This window comes from Qipengyuania sp. JC766 (assembly GCF_040717445.1).
In the GTDB taxonomy this organism is placed as follows: domain Bacteria; phylum Pseudomonadota; class Alphaproteobacteria; order Sphingomonadales; family Sphingomonadaceae; genus JC766.
In genome coordinates this window covers 1,895,182-1,918,846 of sequence record NZ_JBFEFL010000001.1, presented here as the reverse complement: position 1 = coordinate 1,918,846, position 23,665 = coordinate 1,895,182, and the positions used below count along the sequence as shown (strand labels likewise).

General features: G+C 61.1%; 17 protein-coding genes and 2 tRNA genes. 9 read left to right on the top strand and 10 right to left on the bottom strand.

Going from position 1 to position 23,665, the window contains the following annotated elements; translation table 11 throughout:
* Window positions 1-41: 41 nt before the first annotated feature.
* On the bottom strand, window positions 42-1,895 hold the full coding sequence (gene phaC / locus AB1K63_RS09150) for a class I poly(R)-hydroxyalkanoic acid synthase (protein WP_366959796.1): 1,854 nt from the start codon (window positions 1,893-1,895) through the stop codon (window positions 42-44).
* An 89-nt stretch (window positions 1,896-1,984) separates the two neighbouring features.
* Here phaC and AB1K63_RS09145 point away from each other — a divergent pair, with 89 nt between their 5' ends.
* Both AB1K63_RS09145 and AB1K63_RS09140 read left to right on the top strand, forming a co-directional pair.
* Complete coding sequence (locus tag AB1K63_RS09145) at window positions 1,985-3,190, top strand: LL-diaminopimelate aminotransferase (RefSeq protein WP_366959795.1); 1,206 nt, start codon at window positions 1,985-1,987, stop codon at window positions 3,188-3,190.
* Between the two features lie 27 nt (window positions 3,191-3,217).
* Window positions 3,218-4,024, top strand: coding sequence for a crotonase/enoyl-CoA hydratase family protein (locus AB1K63_RS09140; RefSeq protein WP_366959794.1), 807 nt, complete (start codon window positions 3,218-3,220; stop codon window positions 4,022-4,024).
* Here the strand turns inward: AB1K63_RS09140 and AB1K63_RS09135 are convergent.
* A complete protein-coding gene (locus tag AB1K63_RS09135; RefSeq protein WP_366959793.1) occupies window positions 4,021-4,800 on the bottom strand; it encodes a thioesterase family protein in 780 nt (259 codons plus the stop codon). The two genes, AB1K63_RS09140 and AB1K63_RS09135, sit on opposite strands and share 4 nt — an antisense overlap.
* A 122-nt stretch (window positions 4,801-4,922) precedes the next feature.
* On the opposite strand from AB1K63_RS09135, the gene AB1K63_RS09130 reads away from it, so the two are divergent.
* Window positions 4,923-4,996: transfer RNA gene (locus AB1K63_RS09130), tRNA-Cys, on the top strand.
* A 52-nt stretch (window positions 4,997-5,048) separates the two neighbouring features.
* Window positions 5,049-5,124 (top strand) — tRNA-Thr (locus AB1K63_RS09125).
* A 331-nt stretch (window positions 5,125-5,455) separates the two neighbouring features.
* Here AB1K63_RS09125 and AB1K63_RS09120 read toward each other — a convergent pair.
* Window positions 5,456-6,070 carry a hypothetical protein gene (locus AB1K63_RS09120; protein WP_366959792.1) on the bottom strand — a complete coding sequence of 205 codons (615 nt, stop codon included), beginning with the start codon at window positions 6,068-6,070 and terminating at the stop codon, window positions 5,456-5,458.
* A 323-nt stretch (window positions 6,071-6,393) separates the two neighbouring features.
* On the opposite strand from AB1K63_RS09120, the gene AB1K63_RS09115 reads away from it, so the two are divergent.
* The 5 genes from AB1K63_RS09115 to AB1K63_RS09095 all read left to right on the top strand — a co-directional run bounded on the left by AB1K63_RS09115 (window position 6,394) and on the right by AB1K63_RS09095 (window position 12,492).
* On the top strand, window positions 6,394-6,951 hold the full coding sequence (locus tag AB1K63_RS09115; protein ID WP_366959791.1) for a hypothetical protein: 558 nt from the start codon (window positions 6,394-6,396) through the stop codon (window positions 6,949-6,951).
* A gap of 117 nt (window positions 6,952-7,068) precedes the next feature.
* The gene (locus tag AB1K63_RS09110; RefSeq protein ID WP_366959790.1) at window positions 7,069-7,629 is read left to right on the top strand and encodes a hypothetical protein; all 561 of its coding nucleotides are present in this window, start codon (window positions 7,069-7,071) and stop codon (window positions 7,627-7,629) included.
* A gap of 95 nt (window positions 7,630-7,724) precedes the next feature.
* Window positions 7,725-8,462, top strand: coding sequence for a fimbria/pilus periplasmic chaperone (locus AB1K63_RS09105; protein ID WP_366959789.1), 738 nt, complete (start codon window positions 7,725-7,727; stop codon window positions 8,460-8,462).
* A 35-nt stretch (window positions 8,463-8,497) separates the two neighbouring features.
* Entirely contained in the window at window positions 8,498-11,662 is a 3,165-nt protein-coding gene (locus AB1K63_RS09100) for a fimbria/pilus outer membrane usher protein (protein ID WP_366959788.1), read from the top strand.
* A complete protein-coding gene (locus AB1K63_RS09095) occupies window positions 11,659-12,492 on the top strand; it encodes a hypothetical protein (protein WP_366959787.1) in 834 nt (277 codons plus the stop codon). Before AB1K63_RS09100 ends, AB1K63_RS09095 begins: the two co-directional genes overlap by 4 nt.
* Window positions 12,493-12,503: 11 nt before the next feature.
* Here the strand turns inward: AB1K63_RS09095 and AB1K63_RS09090 are convergent, their stop codons facing one another.
* The 7 genes from AB1K63_RS09090 to AB1K63_RS09060 form a co-directional block, all read right to left on the bottom strand.
* The gene (locus AB1K63_RS09090; protein WP_366959786.1) at window positions 12,504-12,764 is read right to left on the bottom strand and encodes a hypothetical protein; all 261 of its coding nucleotides are present in this window, start codon (window positions 12,762-12,764) and stop codon (window positions 12,504-12,506) included.
* A 381-nt stretch (window positions 12,765-13,145) separates the two neighbouring features.
* Complete coding sequence (locus tag AB1K63_RS09085; protein WP_366959785.1) at window positions 13,146-14,423, bottom strand: MFS transporter; 1,278 nt, start codon at window positions 14,421-14,423, stop codon at window positions 13,146-13,148.
* A 613-nt stretch (window positions 14,424-15,036) separates the two neighbouring features.
* Entirely contained in the window at window positions 15,037-17,472 is a 2,436-nt protein-coding gene (locus AB1K63_RS09080; protein WP_366959784.1) for a hypothetical protein, read from the bottom strand.
* Window positions 17,469-20,003 (bottom strand): hypothetical protein, encoded by a 2,535-nt coding sequence (locus tag AB1K63_RS09075; protein ID WP_366959783.1) that lies wholly within the window; start codon window positions 20,001-20,003, stop codon window positions 17,469-17,471. Before AB1K63_RS09075 ends, AB1K63_RS09080 begins: the two co-directional genes overlap by 4 nt.
* Window positions 20,004-20,018: 15 nt before the next feature.
* Window positions 20,019-20,735, bottom strand: coding sequence for a hypothetical protein (locus tag AB1K63_RS09070; RefSeq protein WP_366959782.1), 717 nt, complete (start codon window positions 20,733-20,735; stop codon window positions 20,019-20,021).
* The gene (locus tag AB1K63_RS09065; RefSeq protein ID WP_366959781.1) at window positions 20,732-22,135 is read right to left on the bottom strand and encodes a hypothetical protein; all 1,404 of its coding nucleotides are present in this window, start codon (window positions 22,133-22,135) and stop codon (window positions 20,732-20,734) included. The genes AB1K63_RS09070 and AB1K63_RS09065 overlap by 4 nt, the downstream gene beginning before the upstream one ends.
* Window positions 22,132-23,664, bottom strand: a complete 1,533-nt coding sequence (locus tag AB1K63_RS09060) for a hypothetical protein (RefSeq protein WP_366959780.1) — start codon at window positions 23,662-23,664, stop codon at window positions 22,132-22,134. The genes AB1K63_RS09065 and AB1K63_RS09060 overlap by 4 nt, the downstream gene beginning before the upstream one ends.
* Between the last annotated feature and the right edge of the window lies 1 nt (window position 23,665).

The following is a 23,665-nucleotide window of genomic DNA, read 5'->3' as shown; positions in this document are numbered from 1 at the left end:
TCAAGAAATTGTGCAGTGCACAATTTCGTTTTGTCGCGGGGCTAGCGCGTCTTGACGTAGCGTCCCGGCGCATCCTCGATGACGCTGTCGTTTTTGCCACCCGGCTTCCGGCGCTTCTTCGCGGGAACGGTGCTGTCGTCCAGACCGTGCAACCATTCCAGCCAATGCGGCCACCAGCTGCCCGGATGCTCGGTCGCGCCCTCGATAAAGGCATCGAGCGAAGCGGCTTCGCTGTCGCCTGTCCAGTACTGGTACTTGCCGGATTCCGGCGGGTTGACGACGCCGGCGATATGTCCGGACCCGGCCAGCACGAAGGTCGTATCGCCCGCAAAATGGTTGGTCGCCCGCCACACACTCTCAGGGGGAGCGATATGATCCTGACGCCCGGCCTGGATGTAGGCGGGCGTTTCGATCAGCGACAGGTCGATCTTAGTCCCGTCCGCTTCCATCGCATCGGCGACGACCAGCTTGTTGTCCCTGTAAAGATCCCGCAGGTAGGCGCCGTGCCATTTCGCCGGCAGGTTGGTCACGTCGCCGTTCCAGTGCAGCAGGTCGAATGCCGGGTAATCTTCACCCAGCAGGTAGTTGTTGACCACGTAGTTCCAGATGAGGTCTTTCCCGCGCAGGGCGTTAAATGCCGCGGCCAGGTACCGCCCGTCCAGATATCCGTCCGGAGAAAGCTCCGCGATCGTGTCGAGCTGCTGGTCGTCGATGAAGTTTAGGAGTTCGCCGGCCTTTTCAAAATCGACTTGGGCGGTGAAGAATGTTGCGGACTTGACCTTGTTTGCCTCGCCCCGACGCGCGAGGATCGCCAGGGTTGCAGCCAGCGTGGTGCCGGCGACGCAGTAGCCGATCGTGTGGACCGCCGGCACATCCAGTCGCTCGCGCACATGGTCGACCGCCTCCATCTGGGCGCGGATGTAATCGTCCCACACGATGTCGGCCATGCTGGCATCGGCCGACTTCCAGCTGACCACGAACACCGTGATCCCCTGTTCCACCGCCCACCGGATGAAGCTCTTCTTCGGAGTGAGGTCGAGGATGTAGAACCGGTTTATCCAGGGCGGAAAGATCACCAGCGGTACCGCGAGCACCTCGTCCGTCGTCGGGCTGTACTGGATCAGCTGGTAGAGCGGGGTTTCGTGGACGACCTTGCCGGGCGTGGTGGCCAGGTTCTCACCCAGAGTGAACGCATCCGAATCCGTATGGGTCAGCTGGCCGCGTTCCAGATCCTTGATGAGATGCGACAGGCCCTTCACGAGGTTCTGTCCGCCGGTCTCGATGGTCCGCTTCAGGACCACGGGGTTGGTGGCCAGGAAATTGTCCGGGCTCATCGCTTCCACCAGAGAACCGGTCGCGAATTGCAACTGCGCTCGCTTCTCGTCCGGAACGCCGTCCACGTTCTTCGCGGCGCGCATGAAATAGTCGGCGAGCATCAGGTAGGTCTGATGCAGCAGGGCATAGGCGGGATGTTCGCGCCAGGCGGGATCGCTGAACCTGCGGTCGTCCCGGGGCAGATCGGTCATCTCGACCTTTCCGCCCTGCGCAGTGCTTGCATACTGGCCGAAGACGCTTTGCCACAATTGCATGCTTTCCTGCATGAGCTTCTGCGTCGCTTCGGGATCGACGGGTGCTGCGCTGGACCAGTCATGGCTCATCATCATCCACTGCGCGGGATCGAAGGGAGAGCCGCCTCCGGCAAGGGGGCGTTGGCTGCCGAGGAACTCCTGCCACATGGCCTGCATCTGGGCGGCAGAATTCATCCACTGCGCCATTTCGCCGGAAATCTCGCCATTCTGCGGTGCGGGCGAGAAATTGCCGAGCATCTCCCGCATCATCTCGCCCTGCATGTCGAGCATGGCCGAGAAGGGGTTCTTGGGCGCTGGCATCTTCATTCTCCGTCCGCTTGGCCGACACGGGCGGATGTGCCCGAGGCGCAGCCCGCTCTTTCACAATACGCACCGGCGCTATACGGGTGCCACGGATGGACACCGATTTCTACCGGATCAAGCGCTTGCCGCCCTACGTCATCGCAGAGGTCAATGCGATGCGCCACGCCGCCCGCCGGAGCGGGCGCGATATCATCGATCTCGGCATGGGCAATCCGGACGAGCCGCCGCCCGCGCATGTGATCGAGAAGTTGTGCGAGGTTGCCCGCAAGCCCGACGCTCACGGCTATTCGCAGTCCAAGGGCATACCGGGCCTGCGCCGGGCCAAGGCGAACTATTATGCCAGACGGTTCGGCGTCGAACTCGATCCGGAAACGGAGATCGTGGTCACGCTCGGTTCGAAGGAAGGGCTGGGCAGCCTTGCGAATGCGATCACCGCGCCGGGCGACGTGATCCTGGCCCCGAACCCGTCCTACCCGATCCACACGTTCGGCTTCACCATCGCAGGGGCGACCATCCGCTCGGTGCCGACAACACCGGACGAGCACTACTGGAAGAGCCTGGAAGCGGCGATGGCGTTCACCGCCCCGCGTCCCAGCGTGCTGGTCGTGAACTATCCCTCCAACCCCACGGCGGAAGTGGTCGACCTGGCCTTTTACGAAAGGCTGGTTGCCTGGGCGAAGGAGCATTCGGTCTGGATCCTGTCGGACCTCGCCTATTCCGAGCTCTACTATGACGGGAAGCCGACACCCTCGATCATGCAGGTGGCCGGGGCGAAGGACGTGGCCGTCGAGTTCACTTCGCTGTCGAAGACCTATGGCATGGCCGGATGGCGCGTCGGCTTCGCGGTGGGCAACAGGTCGCTGATCGCCGCGCTGACCCGGGTGAAGAGCTATCTCGATTATGGCGCCTTCACGCCCGTGCAGGCGGCCGCCTGTGCGGCGCTCAACGGCCCGCAGGACTGCGTCGAGGAGAACCGGAAGCGTTACCACAAGCGCCGCGACGTGATGGTCGAGGCGTTCGGCCGGGCAGGCTGGGACATCCCGCCCCCCGCCGCATCCATGTTCGCCTGGGCGCCGCTCCCGCCCGCCCTGCAGGACATGGGCAGCCTCGAATTCTCCAAGCAATTGCTGACCCATGCGGATGTCGCCGTGGCGCCGGGGGTCGGTTACGGCGAGCAGGGAGAGGGCTTCGTCCGGATCGCCATGGTCGAGAACGAGCAGCGCCTCCGCCAGGCGGCCCGCAATATCAAGCGCTACTTCCAGTCGCTCGGCATCAATGTGAACGCCGCGCAGGGCTGACCGCGCACCCAGCAAGGACCTCGATCGATGACCGCTTCCGAAAACGTCCGTGTCGATACCCGCCTCGACGAAAACGGCGTGGCCCATGTCCGCCTGTCGCGGCCCGAAAAGATGAACGCGCTGGACCCGGCCATGTTCGATGCGATCATCGAGGCCGGACATGCGCTCGGTGAAACCAGGGGCGTGCGCGCCGTCGTCCTGTCGGGCGAAGGCCGTTCCTTTTGCGCGGGCCTGGACACGAGCAGCTTCGCGAAGACGCCCGATCCCGATGCGCCCGCGCTTACCGACCGGACTCACGGGAACGCCAACAGCTACCAGGAAGTGGCCATGGTCTGGCGCAAGCTCCCGGTCCCCGTCATCGCCACACTTCACGGGGTCTGCTTCGGGGGCGGGCTGCAGATCGCAAGCGGCGCCGACATCCGCGTCGCCGCTCGCGATACCCGCCTCGCGATCATGGAAATGAAATGGGGCCTCGTTCCCGACATGGGCGGCTACGCCCTCTGGCGCGGGCTGGTCCGCGACGACGTGCTGCGGGACCTGATCTACACCAATCGGGAATTCTCGGGCGAGGAGGCGCGCGAACTGGGGCTCGTGACATATATCGATGACGATCCCCTCGCGCGGGCGAACGCGATCGCCTCGGAAATCGCCAATCGCAATCCGCATGCCGTCCGGGCCGCAAAGCGGCTGGCGAACCAGATGCACGACCGCGGCACCGATGCGCTCCTGATCGAGGAGAGCGTCGAGCAGGCCGGCGTGATCCGCTCGCCCAACCAGGTCGAGGCGGTCATGGCCGGGCTGGCGAAACGCGCGCCCCGGTTCGAGGACGTCTAGCCGAACACCGCGACCGACTGGATTCCGGCCAGCATCTGCTCGCCGGACGCGTTCCACAGCCGCAGCCGCTCGCTCGAATAGCCCTGGTCCGCCCATTCGCTGGCCGTTTCCGCCAGCCACCACCCGTCCGACGTCGTGGGCTGGGTATCGAGCACGTTGAACGACCAGTTGATGGAGCTGAGGGGGCCGGGCCTCTGCATGGCGCGCATCGACCCGGGCGGCAGGGTATCGCCCAAGAGGACGAGTTCGGACACCGGATCGAGCCCGGATGGCTCCCTCAGTCTGATCCATCTGCGCACGATCGGCGGGCCGGAACCACGCTCTTCCTGGGCCCGGCGCAGCTCGAAATTGTTGCTGATGAAGGACGGACCCTTGTCCACCATCACCGGCTCGTTCTCGTCCGGGGCGCCGGGCCAGTCATTCGCCTCCGCGACAGGGTGCCTCGCATTCGGCTCCCGATCCGATCCGAACAGCCAGAACGCGCTCAGCACCGTTTTGTCGCCGTCCCTGATCTCGCTTCTGACCTGTGTCACGTTGCGCCCTTCGCGCACGATCTCGGCATGGAGAGAGAACTCGCCGCCAACCGGTCCCACGAAGGCAACCTGCCCGGCGCGCAGCGGGGGAAGATCCGGGAAGGCACGCCGTGCGGCGGTATAGGCGACCAGCGCCGAAGCCCCGCCGTACAGGGTGCGGCCCTGCATCCACTTCTCGCTGGTGGGAAGGGTAACCTGTCCCGGCGCACCCGTGATCGGACTGATAAGATCGAAAGCTGACATTCCGTGTCTCTAGCCGATGGTTCGCAACAGGAAAGCGGGTCTTGGAAACTTCGGTGCATGAAGCGTTTGCCAAGGGCGCGGCTGTTCGCTAATGGCCCGTGTCCCGCGCATCCAGCGGGCGTGGCCCGATGGCGGAGTGGTTACGCAGAGGACTGCAAATCCTTGCACGCCGGTTCGATTCCGGCTCGGGCCTCCACTGTTTTTCGGCGTTGCGGGTGCCTCGCGCCCCCGCTATCCGCCACCCGAGTGCCGCTTTAGCTCAGTTGGTAGAGCACATCATTCGTAATGATGGGGTCACGTGTTCGAGTCACGTAAGCGGCACCACTTTTACTTTTTTCGATGGCATCCTCGCTTCGAATGCGCGTGCTGGGCAAACTTGACCGAAAACGCTCAAGTTCTGCTCGTGCGGTTATGCCAAGATTTCGAAGACCTATTGAAAGGTCTTAAGCAAAAGCTCGGCCTCGCGATTCTCTGCACTCGACAGATTCGCGTCTCAATCTTTCTTTGTGCGTTGCCGGTAAGCCGCAGGCGACCTTGGGATACCGCGGGATTAGCATCCCGTATTTGGTAACGTAATCAGAGGAAGGGGCGCCGCAATAAACTAGCCGCAGGTTCGAATAATCAGGGACCGCAATTCCTCAGGCGGTAATCACAATCAATTCGCTGTCACGGTAAGTGTGAGGACATCTGTATACTGACCTGCGAAGACGGTCGTCCGAGAAGCAGGATCGCCGCTGTCGCCACCTTGGTCCAGCACTCCATTGACGTACACAGTGAGCGTCCCGGCCACGCCGTTCAGAAAGTCGGTGGAAGCGCCAAACGTCCGGGTCAGGGGTTGCGTGACCTGGATGCGGGAGAAATCAAGTCCGTTGCTACCGATCGCCTCGAGAAAATAGGGAATTTCGTTCCCGTCCCCTCCGGTGCTGCCAACCCTGACGAGGACCCCGTCGTTCAGCGAAGCTATGGTGCGGGTAAAACCGTCGGCATCGTTGCAGACATAGACGATTTCCACGTCCTGATCGTTCGAGACTTCCGATCCCGTGGGAGTCTCGGACAAGACACCTAGATCGATCTCGATGTTTTCGCCTGCATCGGTTGTGGCTTCGCAAATGGAGTCGACCTCGGCGTTCAGGACGAAACTAACCTCCTGTGCCTGCGCAGACGCTGCAAGAGTTGAGGCGCCCAAAACCAGGCTTGCAAATATTCTGGTCGATTCGAGCTTTGCCAACTCAAGTCGAAAACCGTGGTTCGCCAACGTTCTAAGGCCCATTACCCCTTCTCCTTTGGCGAATCGTTACCAAGCGGCTCCGGCTTAATCTAGTAAATTGAGCATTTACCCCCGGTTTGAACCATGACGGGACACTCTGGAAAACCCCGAATTTCGGGCGATTGAATAGTTGACGGCAAGTTAACGCCAACTTATCTCCTCGGCCATCGGGGCCAATCGCACCGATTCGCGAATTAGAAGTATTCGCGATGGGCAGGGGAAGTATTACAGAACCCGAACCTCTTGGCTTGAGGTATTTGGCATGCGAGCTGTACTTACAGTCCCTTGTGCGTGCCTTGAGTAATTGTGTCTAAAGGAGAAATGCTATGAAGAAGACTGTTGCTCTCGTTGCTTCGGCTACCGCTGTCGCATTCGCTGCCCCGGTTGCGGCGCAAAATGTTAATCCGGTCGTTCATGAACTGACTGGCGAAGTGGACGGCGTTTGCACCCTTGCGGACTCGACCCCGCAGCCTGTGCAGATTGATTTCGGCACCCTTTCTGGCGTTGATGTTGGTTCCCAGACTCCAGAACAGGCGAATGGCCTCACGATCATTTGTAACGATCCGGATGGCGGAACTCTCAGCATCTCTTCGGCCAACAATGGTGTTCTGCGTCGCGATGGTACCAACGGCGGTGCGAACAACGAAGTTGGCTACTCTTTCCGCACGACTGGCACGATTACTATTCCCACAGGAAATCTTGCCACTCAGGTAAACCGGACCTTCAACGCTTCCTCGGCCTATATCAACGGTCAGAGCATCACGCTGCGCTTCGCTGCGAACGGCGTGCGGGCCCCTTCGCCGGCAGGCAATGGCGGTACCATCTCGACCGTCTTCGCAGGCACTTATAGCGATACCGTCACGGTTGCGGTTACCGCGAACTAAGTTTTCGAATTTGTCGAGCGTGGGATCTGCCGAATGCAGGTCTCACGCTCTTCATCGTTTCTGAGGTCCGTTCAGTAACGCGGCCGACAGCTGGACGAGGGACAAGAGGAAGGGCCAATGGCGGGCAAGCGGGTAGCTTTCGGTCTAATTGCAGCTTTTGCGGCCAGCCTTTCTGGTACGGCGATCGCCGAAGAAGTCTCAATTACGCTGACGGGCGAAGTCGATGCTGTGTGTGGTATATCCGATGCCGATCTGTCCCGTACCGAGATTAACTTCGGGATCCTCTCCAATATTGATGCTGGGCAGCAATCCGACGAAGTTACGAATACCGTTTCGTTGATATGTAACGATCCAGACGGAGGGACTGTGACGATCTCGTCCGAAAACGGCGGCGTTCTCACTCGTACTGGATCGTCCGGCGGATCCGGGAATGAAATCGGATATTCGGTGGCTCTGACAAACGGCAGCGCGATTTCCGTTCCGCCATCTACTCTTTCGACGCCCGTTATTCACACATTCCTGGGATCTCCCGACCTTATAAGTGGGCAGCCTGTCTCGATCAGTTTTCGGGCAAATGGCGTCCGCGTCGGTTCGCCTGCCGGCAACGGGGCCGTCTCCACCTCTGTCTACGCTGGCATTTACAGCGACGTTGTGCGGGTTTCGGTGACAGCCAATTGATTAACGCGCTTGTATTGGCTTGGCACGGTACAGATAACGAACACTCCGATCCGCGCTGACGTGCGATTCGGTAGGGATTTATGAGGCGGGGAATTATGACATTTCGTTTGATGGAGCGCTTGGGCGCTCGTTCGGGATGGCTGTTTGCACTTTTTTTCGTGAGCGCCCTGTGGCTTTCAGGCACGGTGGCAAGCCAAGCTCTTGATGTGCAGCCACTTCGCGTAACTCTTGAAATCGGGAAAGGTCAGACGGCCGGCACCATCGCGGTAAACAATACCGGAACGGAACCCATGCCCTTCGAAGTCACGGTCGAGCGGCGGATCATCGATGAGAATGGACAGCAACGCTTCGAGCCGGTCGAAGACGATTTTATCGTATTCCCGCCCCAAGGTCTGGTCGCGCCCGGGGGCACCCAAGCAGTGCGTTTCCAGTACCTCGGGGAAATCGACCTAACCGAAACGCAAGGCTACGTTCTTCGCGTGAGCGAAGTGCCCGTTCGGGATCCGAACTTCTCGGGGATTCAATTTGCTTACAGTTTCGGAGCCGCAATCTACATCAAGCCGAACGACGCGACTGACCGCATCCAGGTCGAATCTTTTGAGCGCGAGGAGAATACGGTTCGAGCCGTTTTGAAGAATGCAGGCAACGATTACAGCTTGCTCACCGCGAAGCAGCTCCGTGTAACCGTGGGGGGCGAAACTCTACGATTTTCTCGTGACGAGCTCACCGCCCTAATCCCCAATCCGCTGGTTTCCCCCGGAGCTACGAGATACCTCGAAATCAATTTCGAGGACCTTCCAGAAGGTAGCATCGAAAGCATTCGTTTCGATTAAAAATAACTACAAGGGCGATTGAAGGGGAGGGGGCTTTGAAGCCGCTGCTATTGCTGTCCGTAGCACATTCGGCGTTAGCCGGGCCCTTGCCGGCGTCTGCCGATACGATCGAAACACAGCGGCCACCCTTCCAATACGTCGTTCCTCACCCGACGCGTACAGGGGGGAGCGGAAAAATCCCGTATGAAGGGCAGATCAAGGACAGCTGCGCCGCTGGTCCGCCAGAACCCCATAGTAGTTTGGTAGATTTGGAAATCTCGGACGTGTTCTGGTCACCGATCAGTCGATCTGAAGCCGCATGCCCAAACCTTCTTGTCGATCTTTCCGATCGGCTATCTCACGGCACAGGTCCTGGCGCCCCGGCCTTCGAAAGTTTCCCCGCCGACCCCTCGCAGGTGTTGCGTAAAGACCTGCATCGAGGTCAGCTTATCAATACCCACTCAGAAGCGACCCAACCCGCTTCGACAAGTGGTCAGCGCCTCTCCGGCTCGCAGCTGGAAGATGACAAATATCCTGCGGTCACCAGCTCGGTTCCCTTTTTTCCATCGCGCGGGTTTGACCTTCCACCGATCTTCGATTTCACGGACGGCACAAAACTGTTGGGCGATCCCAACCGCAATCCCAGCAGTATTGTGGACGGCGAAGAGAAGCATATCCAGTTTTTTCGGTCACGGCATTCTTTTGCCGGTGCGGATTTGCGCAAGCGATTTCCTGCGAATATTGTTGATGCGCGGACGGCATCACACGAGATCGGGAATGTGAAAGCGCGCTATTATGCCCGCAATTCAAGCCAGCTGGAGCAACAGCAAACCCTTCAGGAGAACCTGGACGGTCCGGAAATGGATGCTCCTGACATCGATAGCCGGGCCTTCACGCTAAGCCTCCCGCTGATTGTCAACGGACGGCCATTCCTGCCTATTACGGCGACCATCACGACGGAGCGCGTTCTGGCAGTCGACGCGACCGATATCGTGCGAAGCCTTACGGACGTTGTCGACGACCGGACCTTGGAAGCCCTGGTGTCCCTTGGAGATCGATCGGTTGCGGTGGAGGAGCTGTCCGATTTCGGGATCTCCATCGCTCTGAACCCAGCAACGCTCGCACTTGAAATCGAAATCGATCCAGGAGTTTTGCGCAACTCCACCATCAGGGCATCGCAAGAGATCGAATTTTCCGGTGTGCAGCAAATTCTGCCTTCTGATTTCTCGTTTGGCCTGACCGGGGCCTTGCTCGCATCTGCGCCACTTGAGGGGGGATTCGATCCTCGAACATCGATTGGTTTTTCCGGTTTCCTGAATTTTGGTGGAATCGATGGTTTGAATGTCGATTATGGCGGCGACATTGCGATCAGCAACAGCGGTGAGCGGAGCTTGTTCCAGAGAAACCGGATCACCGCATTCAAGGACTGGCCTGAGAAAGCATTGCGAATCTCGGGGGGAGATCTTGCTCCTCCTCAGGCGCGTCTCGCAGGATCTCTGGACCTGCTCGGATTTTCGCTTGAGAGAAATTACGAGGCCCTCCAACCCATAAGAAACATCAGGCCTACTGCGTCCCGATCATTACGCTTGGATCGACGATCAATAGTTGAAGTCTATGTAAACGAAGTTTTGGTGGAGAGGTTTTTTGCGGAGGCCGGGCCGCTCGATATCACGCAGATTCCGCTTGCATCGTTCAGTAATAATGTGACGATTATCGTTGAGGATTCACTCGGCCGAAGAGAGGTAGACAATTTCGTCTTCGGATCCGACATATCACTTTTAGCCAAAGGTATTGATCAGTTCAGCGTCTCGCTGGGTGTTCTCAGGAACACAAATTCCTTCGGGTTTGACTATTCTGACGATCCGGTGGTTAGCGCGTTCTACGAGCGCGGGATCAGAACGAACCTCACTGTCGCGGCTCATGCAGTCATCACAGAGCGTCAGCAAAACGCTGGCGGAGCGGCCGCTATCGGCACTCCCTTCGGAACCGTCACTGCTGATTTTGCTCTCAGCAATGACGATAGCGATGGCGGCGGCTTTGCGTTTGGTGCCACTTATCGCGGATCACCATTTGCCGGAGCCGACGATGCAGAGTTCGCAACCCTTACCGTCGATTACAGATCGCGCGAATTTACAACGATCGGGCAGTTCGCGAACTTGGAAAACATAAAGTTCGATTTGAGGGCGGACTACCAAATCAACCTATCACCATCGACCGCGGCATTCGCCAGTGCGAACTATGTGGAACGGTATCGTGTCGAGGGAGCCGACAACTTCTACTCACTCGGTATGCGGCGCAATTTCGGACAACTCTTCACGACCCTGGCCGCCCGATACTCGGATCGCGCGGGAACTGACGGGGGCGAATTCGGTATTTTGGCCACTGTCACTCTGCCTTTCGGACGTAGGAATAGCGTTACGGCGACTTATGACACTGTCACCGGACGCGGCCGTGCGGAATTCCGTCGTCAACGAGGATTGGAACTCCCGGAAGTCGACTACCGGGTCGGCATAGCTACAGATCCCGGTGGAGAATCTCTTTTCGGCGGGATTGGCTACGCCAACTCACGGTTCGATGCGGATCTTGATCTGGCGACGCGCTTCGGGTCCGGGAACTTCGGCGGACAGACCATCGCCAATGCACGTTTTCAGACAGGTATTGGCTTCGCTGACGGAAAGTTTGCGATTGGACGTGACGCATCACGGGGCTTTACAATCCTTTCAAGGCATCCGTCGATCGAGGATGCGACCTTGATTGCGCGAACGAGCGCGGCAGGGAGAGAACTCGGTATCGCTAACGCTTTTGGCCCCGGCTTGTTTGCCGTCAACTCGCCCTTCCGTCCGCAGCAGGTAGCTGTTGAGGCGAATGATCTCCCGGTCGGTTACGACATCGGCGCTGGCAGATATCTTTTGGAAAGCGGAGCGAGATCGGGTCTTGTGATAGAAATCGGAAACGACGCGTATCGTACCGTACTTGCGACCCTCCTATTCGAATCGGAGCCGGTTTCGTTAGAATACGGAAGCTACCGACGAGTTGACAATGAAGGCGCCGCTGACGTGACCTTTTTCACCAATAGAGCCGGGCGCGCAGCCTTTAGCGATCTTGCTCCTGGTGAGTATGTAATCGAATTCCCAGATCGGCAGATTGCGGGCCGCTTTATCGTTGCGGAAGACGCCGATGCGCTCATCCGTATTGAAGCTTTGGAGATGGAAAGACAATGAGATTGCTGATCTTGTTTTTCAGCCTGGTGGCGATTTCAAACCCATCTTGGGCGCGCGAATGCGACGCAACTTCTTTCGACGCTCGCCAAATTGGGCTTGACGAATACGATGCCAATGATCTGACCGACTCAATTGTTCGGGTTTCGGTACGCCTTAGCGATGACTGTGAACTGGACGACCTTCGCATCACTCCAAGAGATGCCAGCGTTTTCGTTCTCGCTTCTGCCGGCTCGGCCCTAAACTCGACACACGTGGATGCGCCAGAAGTTTTCGCCAGCAATAGATCTGAGATATTGTTCAGCCCGCTCGGCCTGAAGGCACTCTTGGATGGGGTGGAAGTCCCATTCGAATTCCTAAAGTTGGACGCAGGTCAATTCGTCCCGTCCGGTAACTATCAGACAATTCTCGATTTCACTTCGAACGGACAGGAACTTGGAACGCTGGTTGTCAACGTGTTGGTAAGCCCAACCATCCGAATGTTCGGAGAGGCCGAGAATGGCAATATCAACGTTGATTTGGGAAGACTTAACGAAGGCGTCTCCATACGTCGGTCGATCTACTTCCGCTCCAACGCGAGAACCACCCTTACTATCGAATCTGACAATTTGGGAGCGCTTACCCATGAGAACGGCGCGCAGCTTGGAACCATCCCTTACTCGTCCAGCCTCAATGGAATACCGCTCAATCTGAAAGGTCCCACAGGGATCGATATGGCTCCCAATTCAGGCCAATTGACTGAAGCCGCTGTTCAAATCGACGTGGCTCCAGTTACATCAGCCTATGCGGGAGTCTACCGAGACGTGATCACTCTTTCATTCACAGCACAGTAGCGAAGGCAATATCAGAATCCATCAAGTTGGATTCTGTAGATACCATTGGCTCCTGCCAGCCCGCCCTGAAATTCTAGGTCCAGCACTTGCAGCCCCGGCTGTTTTGCTGAAACGAGTATCGAGCTTCCGACAGCTTTGACTGAACTTTCTGTCTCGGATGAACTTCTGATCTCAACAGGCAGAGGTCCGTTTTCACCTAAAACGCTTAAACGATAGTTGGGAGCGTTGCAAAGAACAGAGACCTCGAGACCTTGTATCTGTTCGTCAGGCAATGACACGACGTTAACGATTTGGCACCTCGGTTCCACAATGGCCCTCAGCGAGATAGAAATTTCATTTCCATATGCTGGCGCGAGCGGGGCGCAACACGCCGCGGTCATGAGCGACAATTTCAAAGGAATATTCATAATTCACCTCGTCAAGAGTTCTGAGGCGATATGAGTGCACGGTAAAATCGAGCCTAAATGGTAAGGTTAATTGTTTTCAGCCTTTCGTTAAGGAGACGAAGAGACTGACGCGCGCAGGTCGGAAATCGCTGACTTTAAGGCGACGCCTGCCGGATAAACTGTCATCGATCATAGCGGAACCCGGTGCCAGTTTGACTCAGGGGACCGGATCTAGCAACTATGTTCCATTCTAATCAGCGACTAGCCTTAATGCGCGACCTTCGATTCGGAATGGCGCACCGGCGTTGCGCGGCCCGCCGCGAAGGCGAAGAGGCACAGCAGGCCGTAACACGCGGCAGGAACCACGAACGCGACCGTATAGGTGCTCGCTTCCGAGACCGACCCGACGATGTAGGGGATGGCCGCGCCGCCGACGATGCCCGTGCACAGCATGGCGGACGTCGCTTCCTCGCTGGCAGTCGACCGCTCGAGGGTCAGGGTGAAGATCACCGGAAACATGATCGAATTGAACAGGCCGATCGCGAGCGCGACGTAGCCTGCGGTCACCCCGCCCACAAGGAACACGTAAAGGCACATCAGTGCAGCCGCGGCGGTAAAGACGATCAGGAGCTTGTAGGCCTTGAACTGGTACAGGAGAAACGAGCCGACCAGCCGCCCGACAAAGGCCCCGGCCCAGTAGTAGGAGACAATGGTTCCGGCCTGCTGGAGGCTGATGTTCCAGATGCCGTCGGAATTGAGGAACAGGGCCATCTGCGCGCCGATGGCGACTTCCGCCCCGACGTAGAGGAAGATCGCGCCGGCTCCGATCAGCGCCCATTTGGACGAAAGCGCGTCGCCGATGAGCTGGAAAAGGTTCTTGCCCGAACCGATGACGGGGGCCGCATTCGAGACGGTCCGACGCTTCAAGTAGAAGAAGGCCAGCAGGGCCAAAAGCAGACCGCAAATCCAGAAATAGGCGGTATCGATGCCGGCGAGGGCATTGTTACGAACTTCCTCGGTGAGCGCGACGCCCTCGTCCACTTCAACACCTTTCAGGAATAGCAGCGAACCGAGCCATGGGCCGATAATGGTCCCGAAACTGTTGAACGTCTGGGCTAGGGTGAGCCGGAAATGGCTCTTCTCGGGATCTCCGAGCGCGGCGGCCAGCGGATTGGCTGCGACCTGGAGGATGGTGATTCCGCTCGCCAGGACGAAGAGGCCCAGAAGGACGAGGTTGTAATTGGCGATGTTCGCAGCGCCGAGCATGATGAGGCACGCGAAGACCATCATGACCAGCGCGATGAGGATGGACGGCACCGCGCGCCACTTGGCGATGAGTGCGGCTGCCGGAAAGCTGACCACGCCGTATGCGATGAAGAACGCGGACGCCGACAACATGGCTTGGCGATCGTTGAGTGTAAAAATCCCCTTCACGGCGGCCACCAGTGGATCGATCAGCGAGGTGATGAAGCCCCACGCGAAGAAAAGCGTCGTCACGGCGACGAATGCCGCCAAGACGGTGCCGCGGTTGGTATCGGTGGTCATTCAGCGTCTCCCTGCACGGGAGCCACGGCAATAAGGGCCGGCCGAAGCCGCCCGCTACCCTGCTCTCCCTGCGATATCATCCGTATCGTGGCAATCGTGGTGCGCGCACGCCTCGCAAATCACAAGGTCAAATCGAGACCGGATGCGGTCGTGCAAACCTATGCGCCGATATGGGACCATCGTTCGGTCCTCACCGTGGTAGCGGAGAACACCTGCTATCCGCCGATTTCGCCCGCACAGCCCGGAACGCCACCCTCTTCGCATCGGGAATCGATCGGGACGATGATGTCGCGTTCGGGGTCGAACCTGCCGCCGGCCCCGATCCTTGGACGAAGCTCCTGTCCGAGCGGACGTCGATTTCCGGAGTCCAGGTCGTAGGCCCGCAGGAAGGCCGACGTTTCGCATTCTTCCGTTCTCGCCTGCCCGCATGCCCACGTCACATTCTGCGGCAACGGCTTTATGGCGATGCTATCCGATACCGGTGGGCGGGGAGGGCTGGAGGGCAGGAGCGCCGCGAGGAATGCGGGAACCGCAAGCATTGCCACGATCAGGACGAAGCGCGTTCTGGAGCGCTGTACCAGACGCTCGCTGCCGAAGGCTGTTCTGCGCACCATCAGTTCCGGCCCGCCTGCGGCTGCGGCGCTTTAGGGGGACAGGGAGCCGCTAGCCAGTTCGCGAATTCTTGGCGCGACATCAGCGTGCGCACGAAACTTAGTGCCGGCTGCCTGTCCGCCTCCGTCCGTCCCTGGATGTTCACGACAGCAACCCGCGTCGAACAGATCGTGTCGGGGCTTCTGGGCCCGTCGTAGCGCACGAAAGCGACGGCAATGGCGTGACCGGTCCGGCTCTGTCCGTCGATGGCGACCGTGGGCGTGCCCGTCTTCGCGTAAATGGCGATATCGTCGAACCGCGATCCAGATGCCTGGCTCAGGGCGGACGCCGTCCCGCTCGACGCGGCGCCCGCCATTCCCTGTGTGACGGCCTGCCAGACTTCCCGACGGATTCCGAGTGGTTCGAAGTCGCCCGGACCGCTGCTTCGAGCGTCGAAATGAAGCGAGACCTGCCGACCCGTGAGGATGCGGGAATACGCCTGTCCGAGCGCCGCGTTCGTCCAGAGCGACCGGCTCTGGCCCAGGATCGACTGGAGATAATCCTGATAGATGAATTCCGGCCGGATAAAGTCGAACTCCAGGTCCGGCGGCACATGCGCAAGGGGTGCCAGCCCGCCGGGATTGTCGACTTTCGAGTGATCGAAATAGGCCTCGGGGCAGATCTCTTTGCTATCTTCGGCAGCTTCGTACGCGCTCGTGGGTGGTACGCAGGTCATCCGGTACAGAATGTCACCCCATGAGGTTGCCCATTGCCGGCCGTCGCGCGGCAGCGCCGGAGCGTTGCGATACGTCCGGCCGAGTATCGAATAGGCTTCGTTTGCCGGAATCGCGGGTCCATCGCTCGCCAAAGGCTCGGGCGACGCTGCGAGCCGCATCAGCAACAGGGCATAATAATTGCTAGATTTCGCGATGAAGGTTTCGAAGTCGATGGATCCGCCACGCACGTTTGCCGCCACCGGATTGCCGCCGACCTTCAGATCCGTGCCCAGCAGGGTTCCAAAAGGCCCGGGCCGGGCCTGCGCGCGAAGCGTCAGCAGTTCGGGATATCTCTGCACGATTGCCGTCGCGATCGGGACCTTCGCCGTCGATCCCGCGGGGAGCCGCTGGAAGTTCTGGTTCTGGCCAAGCCAGCCGAGCCGCGACGCGCGATAGCGGTCTGAAGGTGCTAGCTGATCCACCTGCGCCGGGAAAGTAGGTGCGGCAACGATTTCGCCGGTGAGCCCGTCAATGAGCAGGGCGGCTGCCCGCAGGCTCGCACCTTGCTCTCGCATGATCGAACCGGCCTGGTTTTCGAGCAGGCGTTGCGCTTTGAAATGAAGCTGCGGATCGATGCTCGACAGGAGATCGCCCTCTGGTGAAGCGTTGGCGACGGCCGCACCGACTTGCGCCAGGGTGGGTTCGTATCGCCGGCGTCCATTGTTCAGGACGGTGATGCCGCCAAGTCCGTGCACGAACTGCATCATCACAGGTCGGCTTTCGCCAACGGTTACAATTTGCCCGGGTTCGAGAAGGACGTACCGGGGGCGGCCCGTCGCACTGCTTCCCGAATGGACCAAGCGATTGTCCACGTAGATGTCGGGACAGTCGGATGTGCGATTGACCGGCAACAGTGTCAGAAGCAACTTGTCTCCGAGTAGCGAGGCCTGCGCGCTGCCCCGACACCGCGCGTCCGCGGATTGCAGGTTCGCAATGGCCGTCGTTGCCGATCGGGCCTCTGTCTGGATCGCGCGCGACGGGACGAAGTCCATCGTGCTTTGCAGGGACGGATCGAACCGCAGCAGTACCTTGCGGGTGACGGGGTCCACTAGCATGGCGGGTACGTAAGGCTTGCGGAACAGGAGCGAGCCGCGCCAACCGCTGTAGGCGCGCGTCGCGTCCGAGATGATATGCGCGCCCGGGGCCATCCCAGAGAGTTCGTCGTTTTCCCAACGCCATATGTCGGAGCTGTCGACCCGCATGTCCTGCCCGAGGAAGGTCGCGGCACGCAGGCGTGACAGCAGGTCGAGGCAGTCTTCGGTCGTGGCGGGCGCACCGGTCCATTCCGCCCAGGCGTTGCCTGCGAATGCGAGCGGTTCGGAAAATGCGTCGCGGAGCGGCCTGCGATAGCGACACTCGCCGAGGCCTCCGCGCGAACCCTCGACCGCGTCCGCTACCGATCGGCCAACGACAGCTTCGTCGAAGATGATGCGCGCCGATCGGTCGGTGTCAGGCCTTTCTTCGACCTTGAGGAAATCGAGATCGATCAGCGAATCGACGATCCGGGGATAGCCCGTTCCCGCGATGTCGGATCGGAACGACGGCGGATTTCTCAGCGCAGGTCCGACCAAAATGGCGAACGCGACGATGGCGACCGCCACCCACAAGATGCGCCCGCCTTGCCCTGCGGGTTCCTTCGTGCCCGGCTTCCTATCCCCCCAGAAGGCCTGAGTTCGGCTCATTCGTCATTCCCGAACAGGGCAAGAGTCGACAGCGCTACCAGCATAAGCCCTTCCAGCATGTCGCCCGACGACAGGTTGGCGAGAAGGTAGATGTTTCGACCGGTGAACGGCACGAGCAGCAGATTGCCAAGAACCATGTAGGTTGCACTGAAAAACAGCGTCCATGTCGCCATCTGGCCGGCGATCCGGAACCCGGCGACCTCTTCTGGCGACTTGGACAGTATCCGCGTTCGTGTGCCGGTTACCAGTGCGCCTGCCATCGCTCCCAAGAGGATGAGGATCGCGACTGCACCGATCCTGCCGAACGGGTGCATGATATGGACGGCCGCCACGTAGTCCCAGGCCTGTTCCTTGCGGATGCTGAGTAGTTCTGCCGGGGCCAGCCAGCCTTCCCCGAAGACATCGTCGGTGAGGGAATGAAGCATCGCCGACTGTTCCATCTGGCGATAGGCCGCGAGCGTGCCGACGGATTCGACCGTTTCCGGGCTGACCAGCTGGATCAGGCGCAGGCTGTTGGGATCGGCCCCGAGAGATGCCTGAATGCGGTCTGCCACCGGCGTGTTCGGATCTTCGAGGACGGACAGGCGCGCATGGTCTTGCCATGCCAGCACGCCCATGAGGGCAAGTAGCGCCGCCAGGGGCGCGAACGCGATGCCGGCCGCCGCAACGCGCGATCTGTCTCCGCTCGCCGATCTTGCGAGATGCCACGCGATGACGCCTGCGATAGGCGGCAAATGAACGAGCACGAACCCCGTGTCGCTGACCATTCCCGGCATGAAGACCAGGAAGGCGAGAGACAGTCCAGCCATCAGCCAGCAGGCTCCTTTAAGCCGATCGCGTTGCAGAGACCGCACCCCGATCGTGCCCAGCGTCGCCGCCAGTATCAGCGTAAACAGGAACGGCAGGCTGAGCGGAATTGCGCCGACACGTTCCTTGAACCCGAAGGGTACCGCGAGGAGGAAGCGGACAGCGAAGAGGCAGACCAGCAGGACGAAGGCGGCGCGAAGCAGCCTCTGCGCCGGAATGCGGGTCATCTGCTTCGCCGTGTAGTCGGTGGCCTTCTCGAGTTTGAGCTTCGCCAGCAGGGCATGCCACTGCGTCCCCGCTAGCTGAAAACTCTCCGGCATCCGTTCGTAAATGCGCTGGACCGGCGAGCGATCGGGCCAGATCGCACGCACCATCAGAAGGGTTGCGGTCAGGATCAGCACGGCTACGAGATCGGGCGAGGGTGCCATTCCCCCCGTCCACAGAAGCGTGATCCCGACGAGCGCGGCGGACAGTGCGAGCCAGCCCAGCCACTCGGTGCGTCCAGTGTCCCCGACCGGCCGGATCAGGGCGGCGAGCAGCGGCGGCAACGCGATCGTCGCGCAGGCCGCATCGTTGAAAAAGACGTGGGGCGGAATGGACGTGTCGTAAAAGGCGCTGGCCACCGCCACCAGCGAGCGCAGGGCCAGCAGGAAAAGCAGGACCGGCATGAGAATGCTCTCCGCACGGGAGGTACCCTTGCCGATGAGGACGCTTGCGAGGCAGCTGGCAAACAGTAGCCAGACCGGCAGCCACGGAACCGCGAGATAGGTGAAGTCCATCTGCAGCCGGCTCGCATCCGATGAACCGGGAGCGGGCCATTCGATTTGACCGGCCTGGCACAGCCCCTCGCGGTCGGCGATCGGTCCCAGGGCCTGAGTGCCCAGTATTGCGCGCGCGTGTCCGCCCGTGCCCAGCGCCGCGAATTCGAGCGACCTCGGCATGAGATATCCCGGAGGCGGCGCACCGTCGCGGGCGGCGGGGATCAGCACGTTTCTCGGATCGGCGCAGGTTCCGGCATCTGCGCGCAAGGGCTGGTCGAGATCGATGACGATACTGGCCTCGCGCTCCCCTTCCCGGGCGCGGTTGCGAACCTCGAACGACCGACGCGCCTGGTATTGTCGGCCGGATGTGCTGCTGTCGTCGCGGAATATGGCCGGTCTTGCGCTCTGTCCCGGGGCAAGGCGCACTTGCGAGCGCAGGGCGTCGCCCTCGGTCAGTTCCTCGACCGTCCCGCCGATCGTCGTCCGCATCCCGGGAATGTCCTGCGCCGGGTCCCCGGGGTACTGGGTCAGTTCCATTCTCGCGGCCAGTGTCCCGTCGGCGGACCGCGATGCGAAAATGTCGACGTAGTGGCGCGGGTCGTCGGCTGCGAACCCTTGGTTCAGGAAGTCCTGCAGGAACGGCCGAACGACGAGGTCCGCCGCTTCCGACCGGTCACCGACGCGAAAGACGAGCACTTCCAGACCGTCGGAAGGAACCGCATCCGACGGCACGACGAAGCCGGAAATCTCGGCCGTGAGCTTGGACCCGCGCGAGCCGTCGATCGCTGCGCCGGCCGTGAGCAGGCCAAGCATGACGAATGGCAGCAGCGCCGCCGTCCAGCGCTGCCATTCCTTCGGGATGCTGTTGCGGAAAGACCAGATGAGGCCCGCGAGGGCGAGGCAGCAGGCGACAAGCACGATCGTGTCGAACGTGGCGAAGAAGGGGGACGGGTCGCTTTTCATCGCGCGGATCGCGCCTCAGCCCGCCCAGCTTCCGTAAAGCGCCGCATTGAGCCGTCGCAACAGTTCGAGCCGCCACATCCGCCGCACCAGCAGGATGGCGACGAACAGCAGTGCGGCCAGTAGCGCGACCGTCACGACCCCGCCGCCCAGCGTCCCCATTGTTTCGACCATCGGCCAGCTCGCTATCCAGCGCTGCGCGTCGCTGCAGTTCCACACTCCGTTGCGGACGAGAGCAGCCACCTGCCGGCGTGCCTCTCCCTCCCATCCCCCCAGCATGCAGCCCTTCGAGGATGCCCAGTCTCGATAGGCTTCGATATTGGCGGAAGCATCGACGGACAGTTCAGGCGCGTCCGTTTCCGACGCCAGCCGTCGCGGCGGCCTGCCGGCGGCGATCAGGCGATTGTTGGTGCCAATCTCGGCAAGGCGATTGCGCAGATCGTCCTGATTGAGCGTCTCGGCGATGCCGTCTTCTTCGAACAGCGCCGACCGCAGGGTGTCGTCGTAGCTCGGCCAGACCTCTTCCGGCAAAGCCTGGTCGGGGTCTGCTATCGCCGGATATTGCGGTGTGGACACACCGACCAGATGAAGCCCTGCGAACAGGATCAGCATTAGCGCCAGTCCGCCTATGACCATTGAGGTCACGTATCGCCAGCGTACCGTGATGAGGTCGTACTTGAAGCGTTCGACATGGTAGCCCTTGAGGGGGCGTGGCAGGGGCAGCTTCCCGGTCATCGCCTCGGCCTGCCCTGCCGATCGCGGCCCTCGATACCCGCCCTGATGCGCGCCAGCTGGTCGTGGATGGCCCAGGGCGCCTTCGGGATGGACTGGTCGCCAAGCAACCAGTCGCACAGGCGATCGACGCCGGCGTCGGGATGGCTCATGTCCATCTCGATCGCCCAGTCGCCCGATTCCCAGTCAGCGCTTGCCCACTCGTACTGCATGCGCGGCAGCCAGCGGTCGAACCGGTTGAGCAGTTTCGGATTGAGCAGCGATACGACCAGGCGCGGGTCGCCGACTCGCGCGCCCAGCGTGTCGTTCCACCCCGCTTCGCACAGCCTGTCGTAGAAGACCTTTCGCTCGGGCAGGTCCCGCCACTCCTCGCATTGCGGCAAGCCACCCAGCGCATCGGTCAGCAGTGGAACCACCCGGTCGGCCTTGGTCAGGGCGGCGAAGGAGGTGCTCGATATCGGCGGCAATTTCAGCGCGTCGAGAGGATCGAAGTCGCGAAGCCAGGTGTCGGGATCGGTCTTCTCGTCGAAGAGCCCGTCCCTGCCGAAGCGATCGAGCACATGGGCAACCTGTCCGAAGACGTCGTTCATCCGGTCCGCGAACTGGAGCAGGCGCGCGTGTTCGTAGAGGACTATCTTCTCGACCAGCTGGACCGAGACATCCTCGTACTCCTTCCACGCCGCGGAATATTCCTCGCCCTCCAACGCGTCGCCCTTGCGCAGTTCCGCGATGCGTTCGGCCAGTTCCGCGCGTCTCCTGTCGAGATCGAGGTCGTCGCGACGTTCGATCTCCTCCACGATCGATTGGCGGTCGCGGCCTTTCGGATTGTCCTGAATGCCGGCGGCGACGAGCGAACCCAGAACGCACACGTCGCTCGGCACAGCAATGATCACCCGGTCCGACATGGCGAGCGCGGCAATCAGCGACAGCGGAGGCGCAGCGCGCGGTTCTTCCACCAGCCGGCGAACGAATTCGCCCGGTATGTCGACGAGCTCGATATGTTTTTCATCGCCCGAGCCCTGCGGCACGACCGCGTGGACCAGAAGATTGCGAGTCTGACCGATCGAGCGATAGGCCGTGATGTAGTCGTAGAGGTTGGCCGAGCCGAGGATCGGGTCGATCGTGCGGTCCCATCCCCTTTCGGGAAGCTTCTCCAGCAATCGTGCGGTGAGCCACGTCTTGCCGGCGGTCGGGAAGCCGAACACGGTGACGAATTCGACCTGGTCCGGGTTCCGTTTCCACGCGCTCCAGCGGCGATAGATCCGTTCGAGATCGTCATCCTCGAACCGGGTACCCGTCGCAGTCGAGCGCGCTTCCTCGAGAGGGACAAAATGAAGGCATTCCGGGTTCGTGCACCGGCCGTCCGTCAGGGGCTCGCCGCAGCCGTCGCAAGTATCGCTCATGCGATTGCCCCCCGCTGGCCGGTCCGGGACGCGTTGACCTCGCAAAGGGCGCTCGTGAGGGTCGCCAGATCGGCGGGACGCGCGGACAGCCGATGCGGGACCTTCAGCGTGGAGAGCGTCGCCTTCCAGGCCTGCCTGGTCGCCGGTGCCTCCCGCTGCCAGGCGTAGAATTCGGGCTGATAACGCCAGGGTATGACGGTTTCGATCCCAAGGCGCGAAACGGCGTCCGCGAACGCGCCGGCTTCGGTGGATGCGCGCACTCCGGACCGTTCCGGACGGAAGAATTCCTCGACCAGTTCGTCGAACGCGCTTTCCATGCCGGGTTCGCCGCGTTGCATTTGCACGAGGGCGTGATCGATCGCGTCCAGCAGCTGATCCTGCCTGAGATCTCTCAGATGGCGTTTCGAGCGGGCGGGACCGCGCAACCAGTTCGCCTTCGCAAGAACTGCGCGGAACGCCTCCCGGGGCAGGAACTGTGCGAGTTCCGGCCGGTTCAGGAACAGGCCGTCGACTTCGAGACGGGCGCTGGTGTCCGCGTCGAGCTCCAGCAAGGCTGCGAGCAGGGCACCGCGGGAGGCCTCGTCACCCTTTTCGATCCGGTCCGCAATACGCGACCGCGATGAATCGACCAGCTGCGCATCGCTGAACCGGAGGAGCGTGCCGAGATAGGCGCGCGGGTCCTGTGCGATCCTTGCAGCGTGACGGTCGAGCAGTGCGCCTGCGATCCGTTCGGGGGGAAGGGACGCGAAGTTGAGCGCCCAGCCGTTCGCTTCCCGCAGGTAGGGGTCGGCTGCAAGCAGGGTGCGTATCTTCGTCCAGGCGTCCCATGACGGTGGTGGCGAATGCACCGATCCGCGATATCCGTCGTTCCATAGGGCTTCGCGCCGCTGGCCGGCCGGATAGGAGTGGGCGCTCACGACCAGCTGAAACGCGGCGTCCGGATCGATCGAGCCGAGCCGGGGGAACCGGGCGGAGCTACACCACCCAATGACGCGCCGGGCCTGTTCGGGATGGCGCATGCCCGCCAGGACTTCCCGCGTCACGGCCAAGGGCTCGGTCCCGTCTTCTATCCGGATCGCGAGATCGGACCATTCGAGGCCCGTTTCGACAGGGTCGGCAGGAACCGGATCGCTGGCCGGGTCCACGGCGAAGGGTTCAGCGGCTGCAGCGGACTCGCTTTCCGGGTCCGGAAGGAGGTGCGCAATCCGCTCTGCATGGCCGCCAAGGGCGCGCAATGCCTCTGGGCCGAGGTAGAGGCCGCTCGCCAGGCCGTATGGTTCGCCGCCGATCTGGCGCAGGTATCGCGCGCGCAGCAGGACGCGCCCGCCGCTCGACTGGCGGGTCAGCGGGAGGCAGGCGTACAGCTCATCCTCCTCTCGCTGCTCGAGCCAGGCCGCCACGGCCAGCGGGATGTCCGAGAGGACGCGGGCCTCGATATCGGGGAAGGCGTCCAGGTTCCGGGACGAGGCCAGGATCCGGCTGCTGCGTGCGCCTTGGCTGGGGCCGAAATGGAAGGCAGGAAGCAACATC